12 protein-coding genes are annotated in these 17,735 nt (G+C 58.0%); 1 reads left to right on the forward strand and 11 read right to left on the reverse strand.

Annotated features, from left to right (window positions below):
* Window positions 1-332: 332 nt before the first annotated feature.
* The 11 genes from ACFW0H_RS21675 to ACFW0H_RS21730 all read right to left on the reverse strand — a co-directional run bounded on the left by ACFW0H_RS21675 (window position 333) and on the right by ACFW0H_RS21730 (window position 15,314).
* Window positions 333-1,619, reverse strand: a complete 1,287-nt coding sequence (locus ACFW0H_RS21675) for a flavin-containing monooxygenase (protein WP_422915915.1) — start codon at window positions 1,617-1,619, stop codon at window positions 333-335.
* Window positions 1,616-1,762: a hypothetical protein gene (locus tag ACFW0H_RS21680; protein WP_422915916.1), complete on the reverse strand. Its 147-nt coding sequence runs from the start codon at window positions 1,760-1,762 to the stop codon at window positions 1,616-1,618. The genes ACFW0H_RS21675 and ACFW0H_RS21680 overlap by 4 nt, the downstream gene beginning before the upstream one ends.
* Before the next feature lie 19 nt (window positions 1,763-1,781).
* Window positions 1,782-3,710 carry a methyl-accepting chemotaxis protein gene (locus ACFW0H_RS30175; RefSeq protein WP_459077326.1) on the reverse strand — a complete coding sequence of 643 codons (1,929 nt, stop codon included), beginning with the start codon at window positions 3,708-3,710 and terminating at the stop codon, window positions 1,782-1,784.
* Between the two features lie 272 nt (window positions 3,711-3,982).
* The gene (fadB, locus tag ACFW0H_RS21695) at window positions 3,983-6,121 is read right to left on the reverse strand and encodes a fatty acid oxidation complex subunit alpha FadB (protein ID WP_422915917.1); all 2,139 of its coding nucleotides are present in this window, start codon (window positions 6,119-6,121) and stop codon (window positions 3,983-3,985) included.
* A 98-nt stretch (window positions 6,122-6,219) separates the two neighbouring features.
* A complete protein-coding gene (bktB, locus tag ACFW0H_RS21700) occupies window positions 6,220-7,404 on the reverse strand; it encodes a beta-ketothiolase BktB (protein ID WP_422915918.1) in 1,185 nt (394 codons plus the stop codon).
* Between the two features lie 376 nt (window positions 7,405-7,780).
* Window positions 7,781-8,902, reverse strand: a complete 1,122-nt coding sequence (locus ACFW0H_RS21705; RefSeq protein WP_422915919.1) for an OmpP1/FadL family transporter — start codon at window positions 8,900-8,902, stop codon at window positions 7,781-7,783.
* A gap of 121 nt (window positions 8,903-9,023) precedes the next feature.
* Window positions 9,024-10,691: a long-chain-fatty-acid--CoA ligase gene (locus tag ACFW0H_RS21710; protein WP_422915920.1), complete on the reverse strand. Its 1,668-nt coding sequence runs from the start codon at window positions 10,689-10,691 to the stop codon at window positions 9,024-9,026.
* Between the two features lie 195 nt (window positions 10,692-10,886).
* On the reverse strand, window positions 10,887-11,429 hold the full coding sequence (locus ACFW0H_RS21715) for a cupin domain-containing protein (protein WP_422915921.1): 543 nt from the start codon (window positions 11,427-11,429) through the stop codon (window positions 10,887-10,889).
* 21 nt (window positions 11,430-11,450) lie between these two features.
* Window positions 11,451-12,563: an alcohol dehydrogenase catalytic domain-containing protein gene (locus ACFW0H_RS21720; RefSeq protein ID WP_422915922.1), complete on the reverse strand. Its 1,113-nt coding sequence runs from the start codon at window positions 12,561-12,563 to the stop codon at window positions 11,451-11,453.
* Between the two features lie 150 nt (window positions 12,564-12,713).
* Entirely contained in the window at window positions 12,714-13,595 is an 882-nt protein-coding gene (locus ACFW0H_RS21725; RefSeq protein ID WP_422915923.1) for an SDR family oxidoreductase, read from the reverse strand.
* 75 nt (window positions 13,596-13,670) lie between these two features.
* Window positions 13,671-15,314 carry an FAD-dependent monooxygenase gene (locus ACFW0H_RS21730; RefSeq protein ID WP_422915924.1) on the reverse strand — a complete coding sequence of 548 codons (1,644 nt, stop codon included), beginning with the start codon at window positions 15,312-15,314 and terminating at the stop codon, window positions 13,671-13,673.
* Window positions 15,315-15,795: 481 nt separating this feature from the next.
* Between ACFW0H_RS21730 and ACFW0H_RS21735 the strand changes: the two genes are divergently transcribed.
* Window positions 15,796-17,592 (forward strand): acyl-CoA dehydrogenase, encoded by a 1,797-nt coding sequence (locus tag ACFW0H_RS21735; RefSeq protein WP_422915925.1) that lies wholly within the window; start codon window positions 15,796-15,798, stop codon window positions 17,590-17,592.
* The last annotated feature ends 143 nt before the right edge of the window (window positions 17,593-17,735 follow it).

A 17,735-nucleotide genomic window follows, 5' to 3' on the forward strand; every position in this document is an offset into this window, starting at 1 on the left:
ATCGTCACCCAAGCTTCTGCAATGCTGATCAGCGATGAGCTGAGCCCCAGTCACCGGTCCGATGAGGCCGAATGAAAGTTCAAGGGAAAAGTCGATGAGCTTGGGATGGAAAGGAGCGATGAGTTACGACCAAATCATTGATGCCATTGAGGCACTGGCCTCGGGCGACTCCAGCGCGAAAAGCGGCAATGCATGAATTGCCGATGCACCCCGTGAAGTTCTCACCTGCGGAAGAACGACTGATCGCGTCGATCATTGAGCACATCTACCCCGAACCGAAGGAAGGCACTGTTCTGCCGGTTGAGCATGGTGAACAGCGTGCTGCATGCGGTTTACGCTTGCGACCAAGCTTCTGATCGACGCTGCGAGGTATCGCGATAGGCGAGGTACTTACGCTGCATAGAGATATGGTCAGCAATGTACTTGGCGTCCCGCCAGACTCCCCCGATGAAGGTCGAATCACGACGCGACAGCCACGGCAGGCCTAAGAAATAAACGCCAGGCACGCTCGAAACGCCGCGCTGATGCTGCGGCTTGCCATTCCCGTCGAAGGCGTTGACCTTCAGCCAGCGGTAATCAACCGCATATCCAGTTGCCCAGATGATCGTGGTAATGCCGGCCTCGATCATATCGAGCTCGAGAATGGGATTGGTCACACATTCCGGATCCGGGAGGGTAATGCGGGCTTCAGGCTCTTCCGGTAGCTCGAGACTGTTGCGGGCAATGTAGGCATCAGCGGCATTCAGCAGCGCTAGGTAGTTTCTGTCGCCACCAGCGATATTCTCTGCAAGATCCGGTTTGAAGGCCACCACACCGTCATTGAACAATTTTGTCCATCCAACGAGCGTCATCCCTTGGCGGGCAAGGTTCCGGAAGTCAACCGTATGGCCACCACGGGCACCGCTTACGGCAATGGTGACGCGCTCCTTGCCCGGCCTAGCGACCTCCGCCTCCCATTCGCCCAGAACACCCAGCCACCAGCAAAAATCACGGTTGCGGTAGGCGCGGGGAGGACGATCGTGCGGTCCGACTGAGAGGTAGACCTTCTTGCCAGCACGCTGTAGCTCATCCGCGATCTGCACCCCCGAGGATCCGGCGCCCACTACCAGCACGGCCCCCTCAGGCAGTTGCTGTGGATTACGGTACGCGGCTGAGTGGATCTGCGTGAGCTTCTCGTCCTTCGGCGCAATCAACGGGATAACCGGGTGCTGAAACGGTCCGGTTGCAGCAACCACGCGATTGGCCTGGAGCACGCCCGCGGACGTTTCAATTGTGAAGCCCGGCCGGTCGGCATTGCGGACCACCTTCTTCACTTCCACGCCGGTGCGGATGGGGGCATTGAACTTCCTGGCATAGGCTTCGAAATAAGCCGCAATCTGGTCTTTCGGGGCGAAGGCGTCGGGATCGAGGCCGAATTCCAGACCCGGGAAGCGATCGTGCCAGGCCGGACCATTGGCAACCAGTGAATCCCAGCGTCCCGTGCGCCAGGCTTCGGCGATACGATTGCGCTCCAGAACCAGATGGGGCACGCCGAGCTGACTGAGGTGTTCACTCATCGCCACACCAGCCTGGCCAGCGCCAACGACAAGCGTATCAATTTCTATTTTTTCAACTGTCATTTCTGTGTCCTTGCTGCTCCACACATGCAGTTGCGCAGCAAACTTGCCGCCTTGCTCAAGAAAGCATCCACCAGATCAAGAGTGACTTCTTCGTAGCCGGTCAGGCCGGCATAGTGGCTTTCGAAGTTCAGTGGTTCATTCATCACACCGCAGATGTCGAGCTCAGGTGCGGAACCCGGCAACCGCATCGTTCAGTGTGCCGCCGACCAGTTCCAGTTGGCGCACCGAGCCGTCCAGTTCTCCACTGGCCGCATTGCTCTCTTCGGCGATGGCGCGAACCCGCTCCATGCTCAAACCAACCTGTTCGGCCACGACACTCTGCTGCTCGGCTGCCGTGGCAATCTGCAGGCTCATCTGCTCCACGATCGACACAGCCCGGCTGATCGCCTGTAGCGCTTGCGAGGCTTCGGCGGTCAGCGAAACACTAGCCCGAGTCAGTTCCCGGCTGCCCTGCAGGCGCTCCGACGCTTCAACGCTGACCGCTCTCAGCTGTTCGACAATGGCGGCGATCTCGTCTGTCGAGGCCTGAGTGCGATGGGCCAGACCCCGTACCTCTTCCGCCACCACGGCAAAGCCGCGGCCGTGATCGCCAGCGCGAGCCGCCTCGATGGCGGCATTTAGCGCCAATAGGTTGGTCTGCTCGGCCAGACTGTCGATCACGTCGAGCACCCTTCCCACGGCGTCGCTTTCCCGAAGAAGACGGGCCATCGCCTCGCTGCAGCCGTGCATTTCGCGGTCCAGCCGGTCGATCCGATCACTGGCCTGGCGCACCAACTCGTCACCTCGGCGCGCCTCCTGATTGGCCTGCAGAACAGCCTCGCAGGTTTCGCTGGCATTGCGTGCCACTTCCTGGGCAGTGGCGGTCATTTGTTGCAGCGCGGTAGCCGCCTGCTCGGTTTCTGCGTACTGCAACTCGACGCCTTGGCGAGTGCGGACGGCCACCGTCACCACACCTTCGGCGGTGTGGTTGAGCCGACCGATGTCCTGGCCGATCCGGCCGACCAAGGCTCGCAGGCTGTCCAGCATGGCGACAACACTGGCCAGCAGCTGACCCAGTTCGTCGCGTCGACCATCGGCCTCGATCTGGGCGCTGAGATCACCGGCTGCCACCCGCCGGGTCAGGGCTAACGCCTGGCGCAAGGGATGCAGGATCAGGTGGCGAATGAGCAGGGCCCCGCCAATGCCGAGGACCAGCGAGACGCCTAGGGTCAGTCCGAGTAACTGCGTCACCTGCCGGCTGGTCAGTTGCCAGGCCTGCTCTTGGTTGGCTGCCACCGCAGCCAGTTGCTGGCCGACCTTGTCCGAGGCCTGCCCCATGGCCACCTGGCTGGCACCGGCCTGGTCCCGGCTGGCGACAAAACGGGTGAAGGCGCCACGGTAGTCAGTCAAGGCCTCGTTGGCCTGGCGCAGCGATTCCTGCTCGCTGCCGTCGAGCTGGCGGGCAAGGCTGTCCATGTAGGTGAGCAGCTCGGTCATGTGCGATTCCCACTCGTCGCGGGAGCGACGGCCACCTTCGTGGGCAAAGTGCAGCTCGCTGTCGCGCAGGACCTCGAGCTTGTCGCGCAGCATCGAGGTTTGCCGCAGCAGGGTCAGACGCTCCTGGCTGGCCGCTTGGCCCTGCTCAGCGAGGGCATTTTGCGAGTCCAATTGGTCGAGTAGCACGGCAGTGAAACGTTCGCCGAGGCTCTGTGCCAGCTCTTGCATGCGGATACGTGCATCACGCTCCTCGCTCTTGGCCCGGCTGTAGTGCTGAAACTGACTTAAATAGACGGTGGCAGCCTTGTCCGCTTCAACCGATTCAGGAAGGTATGCGTGATGCCGGAGCAAAGCACCGAGTTGCTCAATGAAACCGGCAACCTGTTGGGCGGAGGCGGGATCCAGTTCCAGGCCGAAAGCCTTTTCCGATTCGCGGGCTCGCAGCATCAACGTCAGGGCGATACCGAAGTCGCGAATGGTGGCGCCGCGCTCCTCCAGACTATGCAGGGCCTGAAAGGCGGTGAGGACGACCGCGAGGGTCGACAGCAATACTAAGCCAATGCCGACGGATAGCTTGGCGCCCACCGAAAGGTGGCCGAGCAGACGAGCGAGCATGGTGACCTCCTGAAGTGACGTATCCGTGGCATGCGCCTAGCCCAGGTGTAAGAGCGCAATGTGGACGAACGGGTCAGCAGGCGCGGCCCACGCCCGGGAGAAGTGGGATAAGGGGCATGACTATTCTTCTTGCTCTGGTCATAAAAACGGTTCTTCGCGGATTTCCGGGGGAAGCGGCTTTTAATTTCATGAAGAGGAAGTCGCTGTCCCGGTAATCCGTGAAGAACCTAAAGAGCGGGTAGGGATAACCCGCGGCTTAACGACGTCTGTTGCTACTTAAAGAAGGTCTGTTGGCTAGTACGGCGCTGAACCAGACCATCGGTCAGGCTGTACAGGGGGCCCTGTGCGTAGTGCTTTTCCACCAGCGAGCAGAACACTCCGACCCCAAGGGTATCGACATAGCGCAGCGGACCGCCGCGGAAGCGAGGGAACCCAAGACCCAGCACCAACCCCATATCCACCTCGGCAGCACTATCGGCGATACCCTCGTCCAGACAACGCACTGCTTCCAGGCATAGCGGGATCATCATCCGCTCGACAATCTCAGAGTCGCTGACCGCCAGGCAGGCGGTGCTCATGGATTCGATCAGGTCGTAGACGTCGTTTTCCGCCTCTTTGGATCGTTTGCCTTGGCTGTCAACACCATATCGGTAGAAACCGAAACCGTTCTTCTGCCCCAGCCGTCCATTACGTACCAGTGCCTCGGCCACGGTCTCGCCGTCGTGGCCCATACGTTCCGGGAAGCCGTCCACCATAACCGCGTCGGCGTGAACCAGGGTGTCCAGGCCCACCACGTCGGCCAGGAACGCCGGCCCCATCGGCCAGCCGAAAGATTCCATCACCCTGTCGATACGCTGGTAATCGACGCCGTGCTTCAGCAAGCGGTTAAAGGCATTGAAGTAAGGGAACAGAATGCGGTTGACCAAAAACCCGGGGCAGTCATTGACTACAATCGGAGTTTTGCCCATAGAGATCGCGTAGGCCACGGTGGTGGCGACCGCCTCTTCGGAACTACGCTCACCCCGGATCACCTCCACCAGCGGCATGGCATGAACCGGGTTAAAGAAGTGCATGCCGCAAAAGTTCTCCGGCCGCTGCAGGGACTCGGCCAAGTGGCTAATGGAGATCGACGACGTATTAGAGGCAATTACTGCATTGGGAGCACTCTGCTCGACCTCGGCCAAGACTTTGGCCTTGATCTTGGGGTTCTCAACGACAGCCTCAACCACCAGGTCGATCTCCCCGAAGCCGTCGTAATCCAGCGTTGGTACGATGGCCTCCAGCACCGCCGCTCGCTGGCTAACAGAGAGACGACCACGCTCGACCTGTTGGGACAGCAACTTGTCGGCCACACGCATTCCCAAATCCAGCGCATCCTCGTTGATATCCTTCATTAGGATCGGCGTGCCCGTGCTGGCCGATTGGTAGGCAATTCCGCCGCCCATAATGCCGGCCCCCAACACCGCCGTCTGAGCCAGCGGACAAGCCTTGGCAGCAGCGATTTTGGCTTTGCGCTTAACCAACTGATCGTTGAGAAAGAGCCCAATCAGGCACTTGGCGACCGGCCCCTTGGCAATCCTCGGGAGCGCATCAACTTCGCATTCGAGTGCCTGAGTGAAGGGCAGCACCGCGTGCCCGCCGATTAGTTTCAGCACGGCGTGCGGCGCCGGATAGTTAGCCCCGTACTTACGGTCGATCTGCTTGCCAGCATCAAAAAGCTGCTTCTGCGCGTGATCGTCCAGTGTCAACGATTGCCACTTGCGCTGCCGCTCGGACCGGAAGTCCGTATCGGCAGCGATCTGCTGCTGAAGGAACGCCCGCGCCCTCGGAGCCAGCTCGCTAGGGGGAATCACTTGATGCACAATGCCGGCCTCCAATGCAGCACCTGCGCGCTGCGGGCGTCCCGACAAAATCCACTCAAGCGAGGTACCGACGCCGGCGAGGCGAGACAGGCGAACTGTGCCCCCCCAACCCGGATAGATACCCAGATTCACCTCGGGAAACCCGACGCGCGCATCCTCGGCCAACACCCGGTAGTCACAGGCTAGAGCCAGCTCCATGCCCCCGCCCAAGGCCAGGCCATTGACCACAGCCACCGTGGCGTACGGTAGGGTTTCAAGTTGGTTGAAAAGCGCATGTGTCTGACACAGGCTTGCTTTGAGGTCGGAATCATTGAGACCAAATAGAGCGGAAAACTCGGTGATATCGGCACCGACAATAAAGTCCCGCTTACCACTGGTAATCAGCAGTCCGCGCACACCTGGCTCCAACTGCAACTGCTCGAGTGCCTCGTGCAACTCATGAAGAGTGGCGTGGTCCAGTTTGTTTACTGGGCTATCGCGACGATCGAAACGCAATTCGGCGATACCGCCGTCGATCGTCAGTTGCAGACTGACTCCGTTAAAGACCATATTCAACTCCCGATAATCTGATGCAGCCCATCGGCCCGCTGCAGTTCACTACTGCGGGCCCGAATGCCAATCCTGGCTCTACCTTGAAGGGAAAAGGTTTATAGGCGCTCGAACAACGCGGCGATACCTTGACCGCCACCTATACAGAGGCTGACCACTGCGTGGCGCCCCTCAACGCGCGCCAGTTCATACAATGCCTTCACGGTAATCACTGCGCCCGTGGCGCCGACCGGGTGACCAAGTGAAATGCCGCTGCCGTTGGGGTTGAGCTTGTCGCGGGGAATATTCAATTCCTTGGCTACCGCCAACGCCTGAGCGGCAAACGCCTCATGGATCTCCCACAGGTCAATATCGCTCACCGTCAAATTGGTGTTTTCCAGCAACTGCCGGATAGCCGGTACCGAACCGATGCCGATGTACTTGGGGTCCATTCCCGCGAAGCTATAACCCACCAGTCGCGCCATGGGCTTGAGCCCTTGCGCCTCGGCCGCCGCCCGCTCCATCAACATCAACGCCGCAGCTGCATCGTTGGGACCGGAGACGTTACCGGCGTTAGCTACACCATCCCGTTTGACTACCGGGTTGAGCGCAGCCATGCCTTCAACTGTAAAGTTACGACGTACTTGTTCATCTGTATCGAACAGAATCACGCCCTTGCTTGACTTAAGTTCTACCGGGACGATCTGCTCTTTGAAAAACCCCTGTTCGATGGCGCGCTTGGCGCGATTGTGGCTCTCGATTGCAGCTTGATCCTGCTCTTCGGGGCTTATTTTCCACGTTTCGGGGATGTTTTCGGCCGTCATCCCCATATGCACTTTTTCGAACGGGCGGTGCAGCACCGACGACATAGCATCGACAAGTTGGCCATCTCCCATGCGGTAACCGAAATGAGCGTTGTGTACCCAGCAGGGCTCACGATTCATATTTTCGGCACCACCAGCCACCGCACTGTCGCAAACTCCGATCTCTATTTGCTGTGCAGCGTTGACCACCGCCTGCAGACCACTGCCGCACAGGCGATTCACCGTGACAGCGGGAGTCACCTTTGACAATCCACCCTTTAGCGCGGCTACTCGGGCCATATATGCATCAGATGGCTCGGCGTAGATAACATGGCCAAATACGCAGCGCCCCACTTTATCCGGTGCGACACCTGCGCGAGCGACCGCCTCGCGCACCACTAGACCTGCCAAATCGCTCGGTGCGTGCTCTTTGAGGCTGCCGCCAAGGGTACCGATAGCCGTGCGGACGCAGCTCAGTACCACCACTTCCCGCTTGTTCATTGAATGCTCTCCCGTGTGCACCAACGTCGGTCGGTCATAAATACTGTTGCCCCATCTATGGAGGGTCTGAATTATCCCGGTGCTTCCAAGCCGCCTCGCTGTGGGAGTTTTAAATAACGAGGCGATTAAAACAGCCGCTTAATCCATGTATGCCATCCATTGCAGGTACCTCGCGGAAGCCATTCTTCGCATCTCCTGCATTTACCGGGCAACATTCACAGACTCGACAAGGCGAAAAGCGCGACCAACTTTTCAGTGTTTTCCGACAGCTCTTGGAAGCACGACTTGGCGGATATAACTGCGCCTGCCGGAGCTGGCGAAAATCATCAGCTTAACTAGAAAGCTCAGCGGACTGGTTCTACCTTTCGCCCTATAACTAAAATCCATATCCGACTGATAGCAAAACCAAATCCGTATCGATTTCAGTACCCGCACTTGGTCCTGACCCCACTGCAGGCGATCCAAATGTATATTCCAGGCCGAAAGTAAGCTCATTACCACTGGAAAGTTTTTTGGTTGCACCAAACGTAACTGCTTTCGAATTGATCGCAACCAACAGCAGATTATTGGCCGTCTTATCAGAATCAAACGTGCGCGGCGCATAGCTTGCACCGGTACGGACTGTCCAGCTGTCGCTCAAGACATAGTTCAGACCGATCCGCCGGACATCCTGATCCTCCCATCCAAACAGGGGTGAGAATTGCGTATCTCCCCAGCGGATCCGAAGATAATCCGCCGCAAGCGTAAGCTTCGGGGTTAACTTAACCGCAACACCGACCCCGTACTGCTCCGGCACATCCAGCGCACCATCTGTTCCAGATAGGACTTCCTTATCGTAACCGTCAAAGGAACTCATTTTGATTTTTGACCCATACATTGCGCCGAACGACCAAATATCGTCGGCACGCCACAGAACACCGGTGCGCCAACCAAGCCCGGTTGCGTATTCATGACCCTTGTGCGTCACTCCTGGAAAATTTTTGAGCTCCAGGGCCGAGAACGCCGGGGCCAGTGAGAAGCCAATCGACAGATTCGGCCTTGGTTTGTAGGTTACTGTCGGCAAAATAACCTGAACAATCGCAGTGCCTTCTGTGCCGTCCGACCCTCCGGTGGCAAGGTTATTGTCATAACCGAAACCGGCACCGTTGGACATGTTGGAGATACCGATAGACCATTGATCGTCAATGGCATGGCTATAACCAAATTCAGGAGTGACACTGACCCCCGTACCGTGAAGATCTATAGGACCGTTCTTACTATCGGTATGTGTGAGCAACATCTGTGCTCCGATATCTATACGGTCCTCAACAAAGCCCAAGCCAGCTGGGTTATTGGTTGTAGCCATCGCATCCAGCGGAAGGGCGATAGATGCCCCCCCCATACCGTGCGCCTTGCTTCCGTAGGCCCCAAGCTGAAGTCCATTAATCGCGGCGGCGTCAGTAGCAAATATCGTTAGACAGGCAGCACAGCAGCCGCTCGCCAAATGATTGACGTTCATGCTTTTCACCTCTGATTGTTGTTTTAGTGGTGCTTTGGTTGGGATGCGATATTTCAACTAAGTCAGAATGATCCTATTCCGGTCAATTCCTGGCTTTGAAATTTATAAATGTACAAACCTCTTAATCGGCGACGCCAGGTTTGTTTCGACTCGAAATATCCTTATTAACTAATTCCGCCGCACGTTTGCGCAGGACGTTCTTTTGAACTTTTCCAGTGGGGGTTTTGGGCAGATCACCAAACTCGAAATGTTTCGGTGTTTTGAACCCAGCCAACCGTTCCTTACAAAAGATGGTTAAGGCTTCGGGATCTGGCCTTGTGGCGTTCGGCTTCAACGCGATAAACGCCATCGGCGTTTCGCCCCATTTCGAATCGGGGCGCGCTACTACCGCGGCCTCCATAACCTCGGGGTGGAGATAGAGCACCTCTTCGACCTCAAGGCTCGAGACGTTTTCACCGCCGGTGATGATGATGTCCTTGGACCGATCCTTGATCTCGATGTAGCCATCAGGATGAGTGACACCCAGGTCGCCAGTCCGAAACCAGCTCCCGGCAAAGGCCTTGGCCGTGGCCTCTGGATTCTTGAGGTAGCCTTTCATCGTCGTATTGCCGCGCACCATGATCTCGCCAACGGTCGTGCCATCCCAAGGCAAGGGTGTAATGTCGTCGGGATCACGCACCGAAACGTCCCCGACCAGAGGATGCGGCACGCCCTGCCGCGCCATGAGGCGTGCGCGGTCTGGTAGTGGCAAATCGGCCCACTCCTCCTGTGGCTCGCAAATCAGGCTCGGACCGTAGGTCTCGGTAAGGCCATAAAGATGGGTGACGGCGAAGCCAAGATCCTCCATCGCCTTGATAACTGTGCTTGGCGGAGCCGCGCCTCCGGTAGCAATCCGTACGATATGGTCGAACCTGCGGCGGTCGCTCTCTGGCGCATGAATTAGCATCGACAGGACCACTGGTGCAGCGGCCAGATGGGTCACTCGATGTCTTGCAACCAGGTCAAAGACCATTGCCGGTTCGGTCTTGCGCAGACAGACTTGCGTACCGCCGACAGTGACCATGGCCCAGCAATGCGTCCAGCCGTTGCAGTGAAACAGCGGCAGAGTCCAGAGGTAGGTGCTGGTCGGCCCCAGCCCCATCGACAAGGCATTACCCAAAGCATTCAGCGCCGCGCCCCGGTGGGAATAGACAACCCCCTTGGGGTTGCCAGTCGTCCCGGAGGTATAATTCAACGAAATCGGTGCATCTTCGTCCTCAATTTCGGGAAGATCACCGAAAGAGTTCCCACTCGCCAGGAACGCCTCATATCCCTCAGCGTGATCTCCCTCTGTTATGTCGATGACAATGACATTGAGGGAGGCGTCAGCGCGCACGGCATCGGCAACAGCGGTGAACTCCTCGTCCACGAAGAACACGCGCGCCTCTGCATGGCGCAGGATGGCAAGCACGGCGTTGGTATCGAGGCGCGTGTTGATCGTATTCAGAACCGCCCCGGACATAGGAACGGCAAAATGCGCCTCGACCATGGCGGGCACATTGGGTGCCATGATTGACACGACGTCGCCTGGGCCAATATTGGACTTTCGCAGTGCATCCGCCAGTTGACGGCAGCGCCTATTCATTTCGGCGTAAGAAATACGCCGACTACCGTCAATAATGGCCGTTTTAGTCGGGAACACACGGGCCGCACGCGCCAGCGTGCTAACCGGTGTCAACGCGACTCTATCCACGGGCCCAGGAAAGAGATCGTCAAAGGCGGATCGGAGGGTGTTCTCGGACTTGTCCATAACTTTCATTACTCAGAGCAATGCTCATAGCCGCTTTGTTACGTGTGTCCCGATCGGTGTTGAGGGCAACGTATTCCCGGCCGAGCCGATGTCGCGTCCGCAGCGTCTACGGGATAAATGGATCCGCGCTACGGCGCTCTACTGTCAGGTAACGGAATTTGGCGCATGGAAAGGGCCAAAACGCGCGTGCTCCGATTAGGGAGCACGTTTTGCCCCCACGAGAACGAAGAGCACCGGAACCGGCTTGTCCGTTGGGTTGCGCCAAGCATGGCGGGTGCCATTCTGGACGATGAAATCGTGTTTCCGGACTTTGGTGGTGCTCCCGTCATCCAGCTCCAAGATCAACTCGCCGTCGAGGACAATCCCGTAGTCGACAGCGTCGACCCTGTGAAAGCCAGGGGCATCCATTTCGAAGGTATCGCCGAAACCAGGCATTTTCTCCAGGAGCTCACCTCCCGCTGCCATAGGATCGAACCCTGGGTCCATCATCACCGAGTCGGGCGGGAATACGGCCAATACGACCCTCGTCCCTCCCGGGAGAGGCGCCCAGCACGTGGTCGCCGTAGTGGGGTCCGTGACGGGTTTCCCCACTGTGTTGCCAGGTTCTGTCTCCCACAGCATTGCGGTGAACATTTGGGGACAATGGTTGAATACGTTGGTATTTTGAGGCTCGCCATCCGAGACGAAAATTGCTTTGCCGGCCTCATCATGCCCGGTCACAACACGGCGAAGGTTCATCAGGTTGCTCCTCGCAGGGCGTTAATGCACAACAACGATGTTGGTGAAACCACCGTTCCGATCTTCGAGCGCGGCAAGGGCTTCATCGACTTTGTTGATCGGGAAACTTTGATGTTCGAAGACATCCAGGTTCAGAACACCCGCCCCGGCCATGTCGGCCATTGCCTGGCCTTCAGCGGTGGTGAACCAAAGCGAGCCAAGGATGGATTTCTGCCGGGTCATCAGGTCGACCAAGTCAACGGGAAGGGGCAAGACCATGCCACCGGTGTTTACGTGGATGCCGCCACGGCGCAGCGCCTTGATAGAGGCCGCTACGGAATCCACAGGTGCATTGGCGCCCAGGCACTGGATGATCACATCGACGCCGAAACCTTGAGTTTGCCGCAGGATCTCATCGACTACCCCGCCATCCATGACCAAGGTCTGAATACGGTCGGGCGCGATGGATTTGAGTTGGGCGAGGTGCTCCTTGTTGCGGCCGGTGGCGAAAATCTTGGCCGCCCCCATTGCGAGTGCGCAGATCGTTGCCCCAACACCCAGCGTGCCGGTGCCGCCGTCGATCATCACAGTCTGACCGGCTTGCAGGTTGGCTTTGCGCAGGCCGGAATAGGCCGTGCCAATATATCCAAACCGCGCAGCGGCCTCATAGCTGACGTTATCCGGCAATTTGACCAGATTGCGCGCCGGCGCGGTCAGGTACTCGCCGAAACCGCCATAGGGGTAATCCTTGAAAATTTCCACAGACCCCGGGCCGAAGCCGAAGTAGCCCATGAAGGTGTACGCCGTGCAATTCACATCGTCACCGGCGCGGCACGCCCTGCAGCTTCCACAGGACAGACCAGGGTTCACATAGACGCGATCGCCCGGCTTGATGTCCTGACGCACTCGGTCCCCGACAGCTACGACAATGCCGGTCGAGTCCAAGCCATAGACTGCAGGCAGGTCTGCCAGTGGCAGAAACGGGAACCACTCGGCGAAATGCTGAATGACATTTGGTAAATTCGGAATCACGCCCGCAGCTTTCACCTGAACAATCACGTCGGTGTCACGGATTTCAGGCATAGGCACTTCGTCGACCTGGAACAGGCCACCGCGCTCATGTAAACGAGCAGCACGCATTGTTATCTTAGACATTATTGTTTTTCCTCCGAGTGGATCTTCAGCAGCTTTGACTGCTTTTGTTTTGTCGGGCGCAGGTTCATCTCCTGCGAGTCCCGTTTATCATGCGTTCGCTACGGCTTCCTGAATATGTGCGCCCCGAAGGGGAAACCCACTATTGCCGGATCATATAGAGACCCCATATCTAGAGCCCGAAGGAAGCGGGTCCTGGGGATCGACAAAAATGTCAGGCAAAAGCGGGGTGTTTGGATCGTTGCGATAGCAATCAAAGTCGGTCACACCCTCTTCCGACAGGATGCTGTCATCCAGCACAAAGTTTCCGGTAAAGGTGCGGGCATCGCGACAAAGGATGGCATAGGCCGCATCTGCCATGATCTCGGGGGTGCGCGATTGTCGCAGCATGGCATCACCGCCAAGAGCAAACTCGACTGCCGCTGTCGCCACCGTTGTCCGCGGCCACAAAGCATTGCAGGCAATACCCTCTTCGCGCAGCTCTTCGGCCAACCCCAACATCACCATCGACATGCCGTATTTGGACATGGTGTAGGGCAGGTGCTGAGCGAACCAATCGGCGCGCATTGCCAGCGGCGGCGAGAGCGCCAGAATATGCGGATTGCTACTATTCCGCAGATAAGGAATGCAGGCGCGAGAGGTGATGAATGTCCCGCGCATATTGATCTGCTGGATTAGGTCAAAACGCTTCAGCTCGATGTCCGCGGTCTTGGACAGGTCGATGGCCGAGGCATTATTGATGCAGGCATCAATGCCACCGAAACGCTTGACGGTCTCGGCTACGGCTTTCTTCACCCGCTCTTCGTCCCGCACGTCTACGATGAGAGGTAGCGCTTTGCCGCCGGCCCTCTCGATTGCCTCCGCTGCCGAGTAGATCGTGCCAGGCAGCTTGGGGTGCGGTTCGGCGGTTTTGGCCGCAATTGCGACGTTTGCGCCATCGGCGGCAGCGCGCAACGCAATAGCCAGACCAATTCCGCGACTTGCGCCAGTGATGAACAATGTCTTGCCCGCAAGGGGCTTGGGCGTTTCACTCATATGATGTCCTCTGACAGGGCGGTGGCCGCACGGTCAACGCCGGGTCTGTTATTTTTTTCAGTCTGGTCTGACCCATTAGGCAGCAAAAGCGCTTGCCCGCCCGGTCAGGACATCAAGTACCTTATCGGCGTCAAACGGCTCGCCGTTGTCGCGCCAGGCCACGTGATGGTCGGGCCGCACGATGACCGCCCGCGTAGCAAACAGATCGCAGATCTGCGGCTCGTGGACGCGGTGGATAACAAGAGGGATACCCTTCTTCTCGGCAGCGGCCTGGAAGGTCTTCGAGATCGTATCGCCCTCAACCTCGATAAGCGTGTAGACCTTCTCGACCAGATCGAGCGTTGAGCGACCATCCACCAGCCAGGCATGGGGAAGCCGATGGCCCGGCCGCGCGGTTTGGATGTATTCAACGATGTCGTCAGCAGGCTCGGGCGTGCCGTCGTCCACGATCACGGGTGAACCGGAATAGCGGTAGCCAAGCGGAGCACCCAAGGAGTTGTATTCGCGTGTGAACACCTCGGTGATAAGACCACCTATCACTTTCCGCGACGCATCGCCTTCCACATCCTCTCTATGCAAGTTCGCCAGATGCAGATCGATGGTCGGCTTCACTCTGCCCCAATCACGATACAGTTCACCCGCCATCGCGGCCGTCCGCGCCGCTCCCATTTTGCGGTCGTATTCGTAGCTATCGAGCAGTGCGTCGTCGGCCCACCCTTCGAGCACCCCAGCCAACTTCCACCCAAGGTCAAAGCCGTCCAGGATGCCGGTGTTCATACCGAAACCACCTGCAGGCGGCATGGTGTGCGCGGCGTCTCCTGCGATGAAAACCCGGCGATCGCGAAACCGCTCTGCGGTACGTTCGCGGTTCACCCAAGGCAAGACACCCGTCAGATATTCATACGCAACCTTTTGGCCAACTACTTGTTCAACTGCCTCATCCATGCGCGCCTTGTCGACTTTCTCCGGCTCGGCGACCAGGACGATGCGGTATTGGTCAATACCGTCATAGGGCAGCAGGGTCACAGAAACACCGTTGTTCGTCACAGCGGTGTAACGGCCACCGATGCGAGGGCGTGCGAGATCAGCGATCTCCTTACTCTGGATAATGGCCTCAGCAGAGTACCCATAGACCCCGGAGCTCTCGTAATTAACACCAATCTTTTCGCGCACGCTGCTACGAGCACCATCACAACCCACCAGATATTTAGCGCGGATCGTGAAGGCATCGCCGCCGCTCACCGACTGCACCTGGATCGACACGCCGTCTGCATCCTGGGTCATGTCGAGAAACTTGTGCTCCCAAAGGAATTCAACCGAGTCGAAACTGCCCGCCAAACGATGAAGGATCGGATTGAACCAGCTTTGTGGGCAACGCTGCGCAAAGGTCGGGCTTTCTCGCGGAGGCTCCATTTCGGAGATCGCAGCCCAAGGGATACGGGCCAGTTCGTGCCCAACGAGGGAAGTAAGATATGACGCGTCCTGGGGGTGGTCCGCCGGCCATCCGCAGTTGCGCATGTCGTCGGTGATACCCCAAGTTCGAGCCAACTCCATGGTCCGAATGCTGATCGCATGCAGACGCGGGTCTCTGAAAGCCCCGTCTGTCATTTCGACGATGACGGTCTTTACGTTCCGCCGACCCAATTCCGCACCCAAGCCACATCCAACCGGCCCAGCGCCGACAACCACGACATCGACCTCTATAGTTGCTTTCTGCATGCAGCAACCTCCTCTCTTATTGTTGTTCGCTCTGTGATTGCTATAAATCCAAGCGACCCAAGCCTTGAAACGCGTGACTCTCTAACGCCTCTGAAGGCGCGTCCTGAGTCACCGCACAACCTTTAAGCCCACTGCGCCGCAGCGATCTCGCTGCGCCGTATCAGCTTGCTCGATTAGGCTAACGTTAGCACAACGCAGGCAGAGCATTGCAAGCTTTTTTTGACTAACAGAGCCTTTCTTCCCTGAACACGCAGAGGTTGCCTTGCCATAGACAAGCTTCCCCATGTCAGGATCCGAGCGCTTTTGATATAACGTTAGCAAAGATCTGCAAGAATCGTTTGCGCTGACCGCCGCTTAGGAGCTCAACCGGGCGCAACTCAACCTACCAAGGACAAGTACCAGCAGCGGCGGAAAACGGCGGCGCCTCCGACCGCCTCCCCACTCAAACCCACCAAATCACCGTTTCTACTGGGTGCAAAACATGACTGAATTCGTCCGCGATCGAGAGATCGAGTTCTTGCTCTACGAGTTTCTCAATACGGCAGCGCTTCAGGCGCGCCCGCGGTACGCCGAACAAGACCGAACGATATATGACGAGATTCTGCGTTCAGCCCGGGCCGTTTCCGAACGCTACCTACTGCCGTTCTATCAAAAAGGCGATGAGAATGAAGTGCAGATGGTAGACGGTGCGGTCCTGTCTACACCGGAAGTCGCCCCCGCGTGGCGCGCGATCTGCGAAGGGGGCTTCATGGATATGTCAGCCGATGCCGAGATGGGTGGACTGCAGGTGCCCGAGGTTGTCACGCGCGCGGCGCAGATCTATTTCCAAAGCGCCAACACCAGCTTCGCGGTCTATCCCTTCCTCACCCAAGGGGTCATTAACCTAATTCGCAGCTTCGGGACAGAGGCGCAGCAGGAGCTTTGGATTCCGCAGCTCACCAGCGGAACGTCTATCGGCACTATGGCGCTCACGGAGCCGGCGCAAGGCTCGGCGCTAGCCGACATCACCACACGAGCCGAGCCCCAAAACGACGGAACATGGCGCATCTTTGGACAGAAGATATTCATTTCCGCCGGGGATTCCGATGTGTCGGACAACGTGGTCCATATGGTTCTCGCCAAGACGGCGGGCGCAGGGGCCGGTGCCAATGGCATCTCGCTGTTCCTGACACCGAAATGGCTTCCCGACGGCAATGGAAAGCCAGCGACGCGTAACGATGTGCATCTTGCGGGTGTGTTGCACAAGATGGGGCAGCGCAGTTCGCCCACCACCGCCCTCAGCTTCGGCGAGAAAGAGGGGGCAGTCGGCTGGCTGGTCGGAGAAGAAGGCAAGGGGCTGGCTGCCATGTTTCAGATGATGAACGAAGCGCGGATTGGCGTTGGCATCATCAGCGCGGCGCTGGCCTATCGGGGCTTTCTCTATTCGCTCGCCTATGCGGGCGAACGCCCACAAGGCCGGTTGCCATCTAACAAGAATCCGAAATCGCGGCAGGTGATGCTGACCGAGCACGCAGACGTTCGCCGCCTGCTCCTGATGCAGAAATGCTATTCCGAAGGAGCGCTCGCACTGTGTCTTTTTGCGGCGTCCCTCTTTGAGGACCAGCATACGCATCCAGACCTTGAAGAGCGAAAGCGCGCAGGGCTGCTGCTTGATCTGCTGACGCCCATCGTTAAGTCATGGTCCGCAAAATACGGGTGTGCATCGAACGAGCAAGCGATCCAAATATTGGGGGGTGCGGGCTTTACGCGCGAGTACATTGTTGAACAACTCTACCGGGACCAGCGAATCAATCCAATCCACGAGGGCGCGGAAGCCATTCACGGGCTGGATATCCTGGGCCGGAAAGTGCGCGTTTCTGGCGGCGCGGCGTTGGATATCTTTGCCACACAAGTGACCTCAACGATAGAGTCGGCGGAACGTGCAGGGCATGACCTCCCAGGATTGGCGCGCTACGTGAAGGAAAGGCTGGAGCGTTTGATTAACGTCACACAGGACTTGCTTGACCACCAGGCCGTGGATATTGATGCGTCCCTGTCCAATGCAACCATTTACCTCGACGTGTTCGGTCGTGTCTGCATTGCCTGGCTCTGGCTCAAGCAAGCAGTGGTGGCACATGAAACGAAGGCTGCCACGCACGAGGATGCACTCTACTACGAGGGCAAGGTAGCGGCGGCGCGTTATTACATCGAGTGGGAGTTGCCGCAAGCAGATCACCAAATGGACATCTTGGAGACCCCGAACCTCATTCCGCTGAGGATGAACCCAGAGACATTTTGAGATTCTGCAAAGAAAAAGTTTGGCCGACACAGAAACATGGGAACTCGTGGCAAACAAGTTTCATGCGTCGGCCGAACCACAAGGCTAGTTAATTGTGCGACGCCTCATAGCGCAATGATCTTAAAGAATAAAGTCTGTCGCGC

Source organism: Metapseudomonas cellulosilytica (genome assembly GCF_049334135.1).
In the GTDB taxonomy this organism is placed as follows: domain Bacteria; phylum Pseudomonadota; class Gammaproteobacteria; order Pseudomonadales; family Pseudomonadaceae; genus Metapseudomonas.